The organism is Clostridium sp. SHJSY1, assembly GCF_031626875.1.
Classification (GTDB): domain Bacteria; phylum Bacillota; class Clostridia; order Clostridiales; family Clostridiaceae; genus Clostridium.
Map to the genome: position 1 here is coordinate 1 of NZ_JANDMF010000027.1, position 13,604 is coordinate 13,604.

At 30.5% G+C, this 13,604-nt stretch carries 15 protein-coding genes; all 15 read right to left on the reverse strand.

The genetic code is table 11. The features are described from left to right. Positions 1-182 precede the first annotated feature (182 nt). Entirely contained in the window at positions 183-551 is a 369-nt protein-coding gene (locus tag NNC19_RS12735; RefSeq protein ID WP_310939042.1) for a cyclic-phosphate processing receiver domain-containing protein, read from the reverse strand. An 81-nt stretch (positions 552-632) separates the two neighbouring features. Next, positions 633-932: a hypothetical protein gene (locus NNC19_RS12740; RefSeq protein ID WP_310939043.1), complete on the reverse strand. Its 300-nt coding sequence runs from the start codon at positions 930-932 to the stop codon at positions 633-635. A 93-nt stretch (positions 933-1,025) separates the two neighbouring features. Beyond that, positions 1,026-1,574 (reverse strand): hypothetical protein, encoded by a 549-nt coding sequence (locus NNC19_RS12745; protein WP_310939044.1) that lies wholly within the window; start codon positions 1,572-1,574, stop codon positions 1,026-1,028. Positions 1,575-1,734: 160 nt separating this feature from the next. Beyond that, positions 1,735-2,628, reverse strand: coding sequence for a hypothetical protein (locus tag NNC19_RS12750; protein WP_310939045.1), 894 nt, complete (start codon positions 2,626-2,628; stop codon positions 1,735-1,737). A 13-nt stretch (positions 2,629-2,641) separates the two neighbouring features. Beyond that, complete coding sequence (locus NNC19_RS12755) at positions 2,642-2,962, reverse strand: hypothetical protein (protein WP_310939046.1); 321 nt, start codon at positions 2,960-2,962, stop codon at positions 2,642-2,644. A 255-nt stretch (positions 2,963-3,217) separates the two neighbouring features. Further along, entirely contained in the window at positions 3,218-3,472 is a 255-nt protein-coding gene (locus tag NNC19_RS12760; protein WP_310939047.1) for a hypothetical protein, read from the reverse strand. Positions 3,473-3,687: 215 nt separating this feature from the next. Next, a complete protein-coding gene (locus NNC19_RS12765; RefSeq protein WP_310939048.1) occupies positions 3,688-3,897 on the reverse strand; it encodes a hypothetical protein in 210 nt (69 codons plus the stop codon). 27 nt (positions 3,898-3,924) lie between these two features. After that, positions 3,925-4,419, reverse strand: a complete 495-nt coding sequence (locus NNC19_RS12770) for a hypothetical protein (protein WP_310939049.1) — start codon at positions 4,417-4,419, stop codon at positions 3,925-3,927. Then, the gene (locus NNC19_RS12775) at positions 4,416-5,621 is read right to left on the reverse strand and encodes a peptidoglycan-binding domain-containing protein (RefSeq protein WP_310939050.1); all 1,206 of its coding nucleotides are present in this window, start codon (positions 5,619-5,621) and stop codon (positions 4,416-4,418) included. Before NNC19_RS12775 ends, NNC19_RS12770 begins: the two co-directional genes overlap by 4 nt. 44 nt (positions 5,622-5,665) lie before the next feature. Further along, positions 5,666-5,869, reverse strand: coding sequence for an SH3 domain-containing protein (locus tag NNC19_RS23510; RefSeq protein WP_396136424.1), 204 nt, complete (start codon positions 5,867-5,869; stop codon positions 5,666-5,668). 32 nt (positions 5,870-5,901) lie between these two features. Further along, positions 5,902-6,354, reverse strand: a complete 453-nt coding sequence (locus tag NNC19_RS12780; RefSeq protein WP_310939051.1) for a hypothetical protein — start codon at positions 6,352-6,354, stop codon at positions 5,902-5,904. A gap of 32 nt (positions 6,355-6,386) precedes the next feature. After that, positions 6,387-7,733: a peptidoglycan-binding domain-containing protein gene (locus NNC19_RS12785; protein WP_310939052.1), complete on the reverse strand. Its 1,347-nt coding sequence runs from the start codon at positions 7,731-7,733 to the stop codon at positions 6,387-6,389. A gap of 429 nt (positions 7,734-8,162) precedes the next feature. Continuing rightward, positions 8,163-8,294 (reverse strand): hypothetical protein, encoded by a 132-nt coding sequence (locus NNC19_RS12790; RefSeq protein ID WP_310939053.1) that lies wholly within the window; start codon positions 8,292-8,294, stop codon positions 8,163-8,165. 158 nt (positions 8,295-8,452) lie between these two features. Next, the gene (locus tag NNC19_RS12795; protein WP_310939054.1) at positions 8,453-8,821 is read right to left on the reverse strand and encodes a hypothetical protein; all 369 of its coding nucleotides are present in this window, start codon (positions 8,819-8,821) and stop codon (positions 8,453-8,455) included. A 12-nt stretch (positions 8,822-8,833) separates the two neighbouring features. Continuing rightward, positions 8,834-13,603: an SH3 domain-containing protein gene (locus NNC19_RS12800; RefSeq protein WP_310939055.1), complete on the reverse strand. Its 4,770-nt coding sequence runs from the start codon at positions 13,601-13,603 to the stop codon at positions 8,834-8,836. Between the last annotated feature and the right edge of the window lies 1 nt (position 13,604).

Genomic DNA, 13,604 nt, shown 5'->3' on the forward strand with positions numbered 1-13,604 from the left:
ATGCGCTAAAAAAGAGAATTCAATTTTGAATTCTCTTTTTTTATCGGATAGTATCAAATTTATTTTGATACAGCCCCCTTTTTTATTCAAGTCCATTTCCATCAGTTTCAGGAATATAGAATACAACATATTTAGATTTTTCTAATTGATATATATCCTTATTTAATGAAGTTCCTACAATTTTATTCTACATATCCTGAATATTGATTTGGTACAAGTGGATATTTATAAATTAAAACCTTGTCATCTATAAAGCCCCTTTTTTGTGCTCCTAACAAAGTATAGTACATATTTTCTCTTCCAACTGGATTATCAGTATGTATATATATTTTATCAATTTTCAATCCATTTTCACAAATGTATTTAACCAATTCATATCCTGTAGGTAAAAGATTTCCTTGCTCATCTACACCTAAATCATGATCAAGAGAAATTATTTCAATATCAAATTTAGCTAAGTAATATTTAGCTTGTTCTATATTTCTTGCTATTTGAAATCCTTCTGGACAATCTCGCAAATCATCGACATATAAATTAATCTTTTTATTCATATCTCTATCCTCCAAAATTAATAATATTCCTCAAAAGAAAATGCTGATATTTTTTCAGATTTACTCCTTGCTAATTTTACATCAATTGCCGCATTTATAGACATACTTTAATTCATTCCTTTTGTAATTGGTACAAATATTTTTCAAGCTTACATTCTGTAAAAATTTAAGCGTAACATCACCTGTCATCATTGAATTTAATACTTTTGTTTCTCTTCCATAAGAGCTCATTTTTTCAATTATACATGGAATTTTTTCCTCATATCTATTTTTAACATATAGGACATCTCCAACTCCTATGTCAATATATGCTCTTCCTCTAACAATCACATCTTCAATTTCTTCTACTATCTCTACAATCATAAATGCTTCAATTTCCATTATTATCTTCCTATTCTTCATTTAATTAATACTATCTAATACTTTCACATTGCTACTTTTTTTTCAAAAATTCTATTGTTTTTCACACATATTTTAAGATGAATGATTTAAGAGCTTTAGACAAATATCTATCTCTTCTAGAACTTCTCTGGAATTCTCATACTTAATTTTTAAGTTTTCTAGTATTTCTTTTGACTCAACTCCGCCAATTTGACTTAAAGCATCTACTAAAGCTATTATTTCATCATCACTTAAATTTTCTTCTAATAATAATGGTTTTAATAATTCAATTCCATCTATATCTTCTAAGCCACCTATTACGTCAATTATCAATGCTCTTGATTTAGAAAAATGAAGCATTTCTTTTAACTTTAGCAAAAATTTTTTTGTATCTTTTTTCCCAACAAAAGTTATAGCATCTACCAATTCACCAGTGAACTCGTCAAAAGGTATTGGCTTAATATCTTCATCTTTAGGAGGATTTAACAATATGTCAAATAACACATCTATTGAGCTTTCTTCAATAGTACTATATCTTTCATTATTTAAATTCACAAAATCTTCAAAAGTATCAATAGTTACAAATGGTCCTATTGGCCCAGCCCAATCTTTTATCTTATTAATCATTTCCGTTCTTTTCATATAAATCACCACCTCTAGTTGTATTTTTAAATTAAAGCTTTTATTCAAATACTAATTCATATATTGCCATCCATCTTCTTTAGCATGATAAACTCCATTTTTCCCCCCCAAAAAAATCCAAACTTTTCAAAGAATTTAAGTACTACAATTTCAATAATACTTAATTCTTATTCTCTAAAAAAATCAATTCATCATCTTTATCAATTATCATTCTCCTAAATCTAGCTTCAGATGTAAAAAACATTAATTGGGCTTTGGGTAATATAGGCTGAAAATATCTTTTTAATTTTCTTAAATCCTCATCTAAAACTTCATCTGCTTTCTCCGTTAATTGTAAATACACACCATTATCACTTAAGGTTTTAACTAAGAACACAGGAGCTTCTTTTTTAATTTTTTCTATTCCTCCCAACAATTCCACATGTTTTTTACTTAAGTAATTTCCCCAGCTATAACCTCTGAAATATTTATGAAAGTTCTCTGAAGCATTCATATATTCAAGTCCCATATGCCTTTCATGTGCACTAAATGAACAATATGCTGACATTGTATCAATTGTAATAAATCCCCCTACACAATCTATATTAGATATGACCTTCTCAATTATTTTTTCATATTCTGAGCAAATATATTGAGAATTATTCTTTGCACAAGTCCATTTATTTATTGAAAACTCTATAAGACTTGCCCTCTTAGTATTACTAACATTAGATAAAATGTTTAGGTTAATAAGCTCTGGAAATATGTTTGCCTCTGGACAATCTATTCCATTTATTCTTGCTTCAATTGTACTCTTATCAAAATGAACAAAACTAATTTTTTCTACTTTTCCTTCACTTATTAATTTTTTTGTTTTTTCCCAGTTAGAACTGTTATACTTATATTTCTTTTTCTCTAGATTAACCCTATATTTCAAATCTTTATCTATTGGTTTTACTATTTTTTCTATAAACTCCTCTATAATATCAATTATTACTGAGCCCTTAGTTAATAAAGAATCATATGTTGAGATACATCCATAAATGCTATTCGTATAATTTTCTATTTTATTCATGTTCAACCTCTTTTTATATATTTTTTTGTGGCACTGGTATAAAATTTCTTGGTGGAAATAATACCCTAGCCCCTTCTGATAGTACTAAATATGCTACTAGAGCTGCACCAGAAAGCCCTGTTATCTTTTCTAAAGTATCTTTTGATATTAGATTTTCATCAAGTTCTTTTACTGTAGAGGGACTTGGTTCTTCCTGCTCTTGTTTCCTTTTTCTTTCCCAATAATACAACATGCCAGGATTTTGTTCAAATGATGCAACTACAATCTCTGTTTTTTCATCTTTATTAAAAGAAAATGTACTTATAAATCCACCTGCTAATGCATAAGCACACATTTCAAATGCTCAAACAACTATTATATTAGGTAACGATCTAACCAAAAATAAGGAATGAATTGTAAAGATATAAAAAAATATGTTTGCTGCATTCCATTTTTTTAATGGCTCTACTACAAACATATTTCTTTTATATATACTTTATTTTTCTTTTAATATTTGTTTAAAAATAATCTAAACAAATATTAATTTCTTGTAATACTTCTAAAGGACCATCCTTATATTCACTCTTAATTTTTTTAGTATTTATTTTGCTTAAAATCCAGGTATTTCGCTTAAAGTATATGCTATATCCATTATTTCATCATCACTTAACTTTTCTTCTAATAATAATTTTAATAGATCAATTCCCTCTACATCTTTTAGCCCGCCTATTATGTCAACTATTAATACTCTTGATTTAGGAATGTCAATCACTTCTTTTAACTTTAGTAAAAATTTTTTTGTATCTTTTTGTCCAATAAAAGCTCGAATATCTACTAATTCAATATTGAAATCCTCAAAAGGCATTGGATTTATCTCATCATATCGGGGAGGATTTAATAATATATCAAATAATACATCTGTTGAACTTTCTTCAATAGTACTATATCTTTCATTATTTAGATTTACATAATCTTCAAAAGTATCAATATTTACAAATGGGCCTATTGTTCCAACCCAATATGAAGTATATTTTACTAAATCCTACTTTTACCATTAATTACTTGTTTTTAAGATCTGTTTTAATGTGATGGATTTGATATTCCTATGAATGGCATTATATCAAATCCTATTAAAGATAAAATTATTTGTTTTAGTACTACACCAACTATAAATATTATAATAATCGCAAAAGCATATTTCAATAAACGATAAACTCCTTCAAATATTGGAACATTTTTTGAACCATAATAAAATGTAGTTCCTAATCCCAATGCAGTAGCAATACTCAACCAAATAAAACTTCCATCTATCTTCTCTTATAATTCTTCTACTTTTATTGCTCCTGAAGCCAACAAAAGCCATTCTAGAGCCCCCCATGCGAAGGGATAATCTTCAGATTGTACAGTTACAATTAGTATATTTTCATCAATAATATTACTTTCCCACCAATACCACTGTTTTTCATTAGGGTTTAACCAATATATCCAAGAACTTAATGCCCATCCTTCGTTTTTACTAATCTTTATTCTTTCTTCTAATGATAAAGTTAACCTTTGTTCTGCTTCTTCTTGTGTAATCTCATCAGCACAACTCTCAATAAACCATTTAGGGAGTGTACACTTCCACTCTTCTACTGTTAACCATCTTTTTACATCTTGTTGTAGAACTATCTCTAAAACATCTTTAACTCTATTTAAAACGCCTTTTGAATTTCCATTACATTGTACTTCAAATCTTGTCAAAAATACTTGATCAATTTTATAGTTATTAACATTATTATTCATTAACCGTTTAAGTTCATCATTTATCATTTTATTATCACTCCTTTCGAAACTTTTCCTGATCCTCTAATAATTTCTTTTTCAAGTATCTTTATTTGCTCAGAGCGTAGTCCAAATTGATTTTCAGCTTTTGTAATATCTACCCTAAGTGGTCTTCCTGGAAATTTTGAAACCTCTGATTCTAGCACTGCTTCTGCATTGATTTTATCAAAAAACTCTTTTGGCACCTCAAAGGATTTTATACTTACATCACCCATACCTTGGCTTAAACGCTTTATAAGAAAATCATTAGCTCGTTGCTTATCTCCAAAGTTTAGGAATAAGGTCTTATTGCTATCCTGAATAACTACTTCTCCACTTTTCCCAATTGTAATTCTTTCATTAATTGTCCCTTCTGCACCATAAACTCGTACATTACTTGAATCATTAATCTCAATATTTTTTACCTGTCCAGCGATATAAGTTTCTCTAGCTGCCAATAAATTATCAAGTCTTTTATCTAAATCATATTGACTTACTCCTGCCATAATAAGAATTGATCCTGTTACTAACCCTTCTCCCACTAATTCATTTATAGCTTTTTGAAAAAGACGTAAAACCACGCTATCATCCGTATTATCTCTAATATCTTTTATCTTAGATTCTATATTAACTCTTTCACTTTGTGTTGCTGCATTAAGCCATTGTTCTGATAAATCTAATAATTTTATTTGTGTAGAAATTGCATACTTACTAGGAGCTTTATTAATATCATATAATATATTTGATATATCTATATTAATTGTCTTATTATTTTCACTTACTGGTATACCATTTAAAGCTGCCCAAGTATCAGATCCAACAACACCATCCTGCTCTAACTTATTAGCTTTTTGAAAGGCAATAACAGCATCATAAGTTCCTTGTCCAAAGTCACCATCAGCACCATATTTACCACAACTATATCCTTTATTAATTAATAAGTTTTGAAGTCTTTTTACTTCTTCTCCTTGACTTCCCATTCTTAAAGTTGAATTGTTTCCTGATGTCCCTGGGTTTGAGGGACTGCCTCCAGTTGAAGATCCTTGATTATTCTCTATCTTACTATTATTCTTATTAGAGAATCCAAAAAATGCATTTGCTTCATTTCTTATTGCTGTTTCACTTAGCAATATAAATCCATCATCTTTTACGTCATCAATTATTTCCCCATCATATATATAATATTCATTCCATCTATGAGGATCATACACTTTAAAATATACTTTACCATTAATTGTTGTCCATCCTGCAAGAACTATATAATGTCCTTGTCTTGTAACATGACCTGTCCTAGTATTGTTACTACTGTTCCATGTCTTAAGCTTCCTATTACGCTTGTATCCGTTGATGGTCCGCTTCTAAAGTTTAAGCTACTTGATGGATCTTGTAATCTTATTGTTCCTGTTCCACTTGCTGAACCTCCATTTATTAAATTAAATGTATCGAGTAATACATACAGGTATAGTTTTGTGGCAAATAATTATATTCAAACTAGCAATATTCCTCAAAAGAAAATGACTCTACAATGTAATTATTCTTTTGCAACAATGGAATTATTTTTTCTACATACCAATTTACATCAGTAATACTTCTATTATCTAAATTATTAAGTTTTTTTCTATTAATACTACAAGAAAACGATAGCTCCAATTCTGAATGAATAAGTAAGTTTACTCCTATTTCTGTTGTATCCCATAACATTATTAAACCAATTACTTCTCTTCGTTCCTCTTTTTTATCAACTATATCCATTAATTCATTTATTGATATTTCATCATACTGCCAATCAAAATCATCATCATCACCTAATGGTAAATATGATATTTTACCATTATCTTGTAGTCTCCACTTATCTGAAATTAATATACTAATTAGTTTTTTAGCAGATATCTTTTCATTATTATTCCTTGCTAATTTTACATCAATTGATGCACTTATAGACATGCTTTAATTCATTCCTTTCATATTTATACTTTTTAGTCTAACAATTCTGTAAAAGGTATTCCTTTCTTTGTTAACCAATCTTTTATAGATTGAGGTATTCGAGCGTTAGTTAACAATTCATATGTTGCTCCATTATCCTTAGCTATCCTTAATCTATCTCCCATTGAATCTTTGAATTTATTTAATTGTTTTTGGTTATTCATTATCATATCCCAATAACCTCCTGATTTTGCTTCCCACCATCTATTTCCTATTCCACCATCAAAATCTCGTCCACCTTTACTAAACGAGCCTTCTCCACCAATTATCTTAGTAAGATAATCTTCAAAATCTTTTCCTAGTAAACCTTTAGCTGAAGCATTTCCTGCCCCCTTAATAATACTTGCAGCTGCTTCATCAATAGCTACAGTAGTTTCAGTACATCCAACTTTTTTGGCAAATAAGCTTCCTACATATTTTGTAGCTCCACTAACAAAACTATCAATAGTTTTTCCTGCTGGAATTACAAATGGTGCTGTATTCAGAAACAGTTTGAAATTTGCTTTTAAATTCTCCAAAGTAAATGGCTTTGTTTCTGTTACTGCTTTAAATGAATCAAGTGTACCCAATGTCCAAAAATTTATTTCATCATATAAAATATTTCCTGAAGTTTGATGTTTTTTATATGCATCTATAAATTTCTGAAAAAATGAGGTTTCATCCTTTGAATTATCCGACTCCTGATTACCTGTACTAGTTCCTTGATTATTGTTACTTCCCCCTGAGTTTCCTGACCCTGATGAACCATTTAAAGCTGCCCAAGTATCAGATCCAACAACACCATCCTGCTCTAACTTATTAGCTTTTTGGAATGCAACAACAGCATCATAAGTACCTTGTCCAAAGTCGCCATCAGCACCATATGGACCACAACTATAACCTTTGGAAATTAATAAGTTTTGAAGTTTTTTTACTTCTTCTCCTTGACTTCCCATTCTTAAAGTTGAATTATTTTCTGATGAGCTTCCTGATGTTCCTGGATTTGAAGTACTGCCTCCAGTTGAAGATCCTTGACCATTGTCTATCTTACTATTATTTTTATTCGAAAATCCGAAAAGTTCAATTGCTTCATTCCTTATTGCTGTTTCACTTAGCAATATGAATCCATCATCTTTTACATCATCAATTATTTCTCCATCATACTTATAATATTCATTCCAGCAGTGAGGATCATATACCTTAAAATAAACTTTTCCATTTACTGTTACCCATCCTGAAAGTACAATAAAATGTCCTTGCCTAGTAACATGACCAGGTGCCATCCTAGCTATAACCAAATGTGCTCCATCTGATAATAAAGATTTTGCACCACTTGTCCCACTAACACCTTGACAATTCAAACTATACCTTGAAGAACTTGTTGCTGCAAGATTAAATAATAAGGAATCAAAAAAACCTTTTGAGTTAGGTTAATTACCATACTCAAAAGGCTTTAGATTCTATCTTGTATCGGTTTAAATTTACTAATAAAATTAGTAAATTTAAAAGTAACTTTTGTTACTGTGAAAGAAGTTCTTTTCTAACAGCTTTCTTGGCACGGCAAATACCTTGTAAAGTTTGGCTTATCAGTGTAACGGCAAATTACATTGATAAGAGTTAAATAAGAGCTTTTTTATATTCTTTTTTTATTAATGTTTTAATTCTAATGTTTAATTTACAATATTGCAAGAAAATTTTTCTATAAGTCATATAATTATGCTCTATTTCACTAAATTCTACTTTTATGGGGAGCACCAACATATTGATTTCAATTTTGAATGTCTTATGTTTTAATAACAATCAATAATCTTTTCAAAATCTTCTCTTATTTCTTGTAACAAATCATCAATATTATCAAACATCTTAGTCTTACTCGTAATAAGATTTTCACTTTCAAATTCAACAACCATTAAATCATACATATGCAAAAACATAAATATAAGAAATCTAATGATTTTAATTTAAAATCATTATTCATTAATATTTCCAATCTAAAAGAAATAAGCCATCAACTTTTTCTACAAGATTCTACACTCCTTAGCTTGACGGCTATGGGTTGTACCCGTATAACAATGAAAACTTACTTACTTTTTAAAATTTTAACTGTTTTATCTTCTTTAAAACAATCTTCTAATAGTCCTTCTAGATATTTACTTATATCATATTTATAAGATTCTACATTATTGCCAAATATATCATTAAAATATGGAACACGTATTTCAAGAATAAACCTCTCATCTTCACCATAGCCACTATATCCATTCAGTATTACACTTAACCCTAATATCTGATTTTTAATGAATATTGCTGGAACTTCCTCGTAAATACTTAATTCTTTTCCTTGAAATTCTAATCCTCCAAATAATTTTTTTGATATTATTTCTCCTGCTTCTTCTAAACTTTTATCTGTCTGAAAGGCAGCTCCACCTTTTATATCTGGAATTTTCATATTTTCATACTCCTAATCAATTAATTTTGCTCCATTTGGTTTTACTTTTTTTAAGTATTCTTCTTCTGTCCAAACCCTAAAAGTAAAAGGTTTTCCTGATTCAACTCTATATCCATCAAACCTACTTTTAAATATTGATTCCAATTCATTACAAACACTGGTAAACCCATCTAAATCTCGTGCATTTCTAAAGAATGTATTGGATGAAAATTTTGATGCAAGTTCATCACTTACAATAAATGCATCTACATCAAAATCTGTTGAGTCAAATGGCCCTCCAGTACTGTGCTTAATTCCTGTTGATAAAGAACCTCTATATCCTATCTTAACATCAGTATACTTTGTTCTTAGTTTATTAACTGCATCTAGCAAAATATCATCTACTTTTGCTGATATTATTTTCCAAGCATCACTGATCCCATCATTTAAATTGTTCCTAATCCAACTATAATAGGTATTTTTACCCGTTTCATCCGCTGCTTCAAGCATTTTAGCTTCATCAAATCTAAGTCTACCACATCCAGCAAACTCTACCTCTACAAAACCATCCGTTCTTGAATATACTTTAGTTATAATACTATTTAGGTTATCAACAGATGTTTTAATTCCATTTCGCATTTTAGTCATTGCTTCAGCCAGCATCTTATGTGTAATTACCTTTTCACCTACACCCACTGCACTTTTGACAATAGATACTCCAGCAGCTGCCATGTCAATGATTAAACTTGCTTGATCACCTAATTCATATTCAAATAAATTGCAAAGTTCATCAATAGATAAAACGCTCACATCAATTCCTTGCTGTGACATATACATCAACCTATTTTGAAACGCAGCTACAACAATTGCAGAATACCTTGGGTCATCAGCATACTTTATCCCTGGATGTGTATCCCACCATTTTGTATAAGCAATATCAACTTTTCTATCTCCTGTATCTACTGCTAGATTACTGTCACTACTACTTCCTTCTGATGAAGATGAACTACCTCCAGTACTTGACGTTGTAGAAGAAGATCCAGTTGATGAGCTTCCTGATGTTCCAGAGTTTGAAGAACTGTTTCCTTCTGTATTAGTTCCTTGATTATTGTTACTTTCGCCTGTACTTCCATTTCCACCTGTTGAAGAAGAATTATTTAAAGCTCCCCAAGTACCAGACCCAACAACACCATCCTGCTCTAAACTATTAGCTTTTTGGAAAGCAACAACAGCATCATAAGTGCCTTGACCAAAGTCACCATCAGCACCATATGGACCACAACTATAACCTTTGGAAATTAATAAGTTTTGAAGTTTTTTTACTTCTTCTCCTTGACTTCCCATTCTTAAAGTTGAATTATTTGATGATGAGCTTCCTGATGTTCCTGGGTTTGAAGGATTACTTCCAGATGAAGGATTACTTCCAGATGAAGTACTGCCTCCAGTTGAAGATCCTTGACCATTGTCTATCTTACTATTATTCTTATTTGAAAATCCAAAAAGTTCAATAGCTTCATTCCTTATTGCTGTTTCACTTAGCAATATGAATCCATCATCTTTTACATCATCAATTATTTCTCCATCATATATGTAGTATTCATTCCATCTATGAGGATCATACACTTTAAAATATACCTTACCATTTACTGTTACCCATCCTGAAAGTACAATAAAGTGTCCTTGCCTAGTAACATGGCCTGAAGCCATCCTAGCTATAACTAAATGTGCTCCATCTGACAATAAAGATTTTGCACCACTTGTACCACTAACACCTTGACAATTCAAACTATACCTTGAAGAACTTGTTGCTGCACGCTTAAACAAACTTGACTCTGTTCCATTGTTATCTGTTCTAAGTCCATTTGCTAATGCATATGCACACATTTCTGTTGGTGGAACATCTATATTATTTAATGTTGATACCACTATAGAAAATGCTGCTGGACCACAAGCTGAATTTGCTATAGTCTGAGTTGGATCACCATGATTACTATACATCACATTTCCATACCTTGGATCATCTTGAGCATAGTATCTTATATAAGATTCTTTAAGTGAAGCTCCATAAGTTCCTTCATATGATGCACTTCCACTTGATCCTCCTGGTACTAAGAAGTCATTTCTTACATAGCCTATTTGTCCATTATAACTTATCTTGTACCAATTGCTTTCTGTTCCTAGTATTGTTACTACTGTTCCATGTCTTAAGCTTCCTATTACGCTTGTATCCGTTGATGGTCCGCTTCTAAAGTTTAAACTGCTTGATGGATCTTGTAATCTTATTGTTCCTGTTCCACTCGCACTTCCACTTGCTGAACCTCCAGCTACTAAGAAGTCATTTCTTACATAACCTGTTTGTCCATTATAACTTATCTTGTACCAATTGCTTTCTGTTCCTAGTATTTGTACTACTGTTCCATGTCTTAAGCTTCCTATTACGCTTGTATCTGTTGATGGTCCACTTCTAAAGTTTAAGCTACTTGATGGATCTTGTAATCTTATTGTTCCTGTTCCACTCGCACTTCCACTTGCTGAACCTCCAGCTACTAAGAAGTCATTTCTTACATAACCTGTTTGTCCATTATAACTTATCTTGTACCAATTGCTTTCTGTTCCTAGTATTTGTACTACTGTTCCATGTCTTAAGCTTCCTATTACGCTTGTATCTGTTGATGGTCCACTTCTAAAGTTTAAACTGCTTGATTGGTCTTGCAGTCTTATTGTTCCTGTTCCACTTGCACTACTTCCTCCTGATGAACCTCCAAGTACTACAAAGTCATTTCTTACATATCCTATTGTTCCATTGTAATTTATCTTGTACCAGTTACTTTCTGTTCCTAGTATTGTTACTACTGTTCCATGTCTTAAGCTTCCTATTACGCTTGTACTTGTTGATGCCCCACTTCTAAAGTTTAAACTGCTTGATTGGTCTTGCAGTCTTATTGTTCCTGTTCCACTTGCACTACTTCCTCCTGATGAACCTCCAAGTACTACAAAGTCATTTCTTACATATCCTATTGTTCCATTGTAATTTATCTTGTACCAGTTACTTTCTGTTCCTAGTATTGTTACTACTGCACCATGAGTTAGGCTTCCTATCACACTTGTATCTGTTGATGGCCCACTTCTAAAGTTTAAACTGCTTGATGGATCTTGTAGTTTTATTGTTCCTGTTCCAGAAATTGAACCCGCTCCCTGGGTTAGGAAATCACCTCTAACATAACCACTAGTTCCATTGTATTCTACATTATACCAGTCACCACTTTGTCCCAAAATCTTTACTGAAGCTCCATGTGGTAAACTTCCTATTACACTAGTATCAGTAGATGGTCCACTTCTGAAATTTAAGCTGCTTGATGGGTCCTGCAATTTTACAGTTGCATAGGTTCCTGCTGCATATTCAAAAGGCTTCTCATTATAATCATCACTATATGAATTTTTATATTTGTTATAAGATTCTTCTATGTCTGTTAAATCTCTTAACTCTATATTAAGCTCTTTTCTAATCTCATTTTCTAAGTTTCCTGCATAAAGCTCTTCTTCTAACCTGTCTTTTTTACCTTGTTGACCTCTTAATCCATGTATAAGCTCATGAATTAAAACTATTGACATTTCACTATTTGAATTATTATCACTTAATATTACTAATTGATCTGTAGCTTTTCCCCCAATAGTAACACCTTTATTTTCAGCACTAAAGGTTTTGTGTACTACTTTTTGTGATACTGCATCATATTCATCCCATCCATCACTTCTGCCAATTATCAATAACTTATCACTACTTATAAGATTATCAATAATTTCAGAACTTGACTTAGATCCTGAATTTTTAGTTACTCCTTTTGATTTTAAAAATCCATTTTCATCTATGTAGTATTCCTTATCTGCAATTTGGTTAACTAGATTTAAAACAAAATCTCTATTTTCTTTTAATATCCATACTCCACTGCCTTCTGGAATTTTATTTTTTACTTTTAATATATTTTCATAAGTCAGCTCAGTATTCTTTTCTCCTAAAAGCCCTACTATAGCTGTATCAAACATATCAAAGTTTTTAATTACCTCTTTGTCCTTATCATCTACAATCTCATCTTTTGATTCTTTCTTTTCTTCTTCCAAAGGAGGTTGTTCTTTGTTTTGAATTTCTTCCTCTTTTGTATCTTTTTCTGTATCTTTTGTATTTACAATGTCTTTTTTAAGTTCTTCTGTAACTTTTTCTTTTACAGATTCAACATCTTTTCCTTTTAGTACATGAACAAGCTCATCGATTAAAACTAATGACATTTCATTGTTTAGGTTATTATCACTTAGTATTACTAATTGATTATTTGCATTTTCTTCAATATTAATTGCTTTTTTATCATTATCAAAAATTTTATAAACTACTTTTTTTGATTGTATGTCATATTCATTCCATCCATTACTTCTACCTATAATCAGCTTCTTATTGCTGTTTATAAGGTTGTCTATAATTTCAGAACATGATCTAGAACCTGTATTTTTAGTTATTTCTCTAGATTTTAAAAATCCATTTTGATCTATATAATATTCTTTATTGGCAATCTGGTTAATTAGATTTACAACAGCCTCTCTATTCTTTTCTAATACCCATATTCCATTACCATTTGGAATTTTATTTTTTACTTTTAATATATTTTCATAAGTTAGCTCAGAGTTTTCTTCTCCTAGAAGTCCTTCTATAGCAGTATCAAACATACTAAAGTTCTTAACTATATTTTTGTCCTTATCTTCAACAAGATTTTTATCTTTAACATTTAAAGTCTCATCTTTTGCTTTTTCCATT

Coding starts and splice junctions, on each gene's coding strand:
- NNC19_RS12735 (WP_310939042.1), bottom strand. CDS start 551: ATGAATAAAAAGATTAATTTATATGTCGATGATTTGCGAGATTGTCCA.
- NNC19_RS12740 (WP_310939043.1), bottom strand. CDS start 932: ATGGAAATTGAAGCATTTATGATTGTAGAGATAGTAGAAGAAATTGAA.
- NNC19_RS12745 (WP_310939044.1), bottom strand. CDS start 1,574: ATGAAAAGAACGGAAATGATTAATAAGATAAAAGATTGGGCTGGGCCA.
- NNC19_RS12750 (WP_310939045.1), bottom strand. CDS start 2,628: ATGAATAAAATAGAAAATTATACGAATAGCATTTATGGATGTATCTCA.
- NNC19_RS12755 (WP_310939046.1), bottom strand. CDS start 2,962: ATGTGTGCTTATGCATTAGCAGGTGGATTTATAAGTACATTTTCTTTT.
- NNC19_RS12760 (WP_310939047.1), bottom strand. CDS start 3,472: ATGCCTTTTGAGGATTTCAATATTGAATTAGTAGATATTCGAGCTTTT.
- NNC19_RS12770 (WP_310939049.1), bottom strand. CDS start 4,419: ATGATAAATGATGAACTTAAACGGTTAATGAATAATAATGTTAATAAC.
- NNC19_RS12780 (WP_310939051.1), bottom strand. CDS start 6,354: ATGTCTATAAGTGCATCAATTGATGTAAAATTAGCAAGGAATAATAAT.
- NNC19_RS12790 (WP_310939053.1), bottom strand. CDS start 8,294: ATGTATGATTTAATGGTTGTTGAATTTGAAAGTGAAAATCTTATTACG.
- NNC19_RS12795 (WP_310939054.1), bottom strand. CDS start 8,821: ATGAAAATTCCAGATATAAAAGGTGGAGCTGCCTTTCAGACAGATAAA.
- NNC19_RS12800 (WP_310939055.1), bottom strand. CDS start 13,603: ATGGAAAAAGCAAAAGATGAGACTTTAAATGTTAAAGATAAAAATCTT.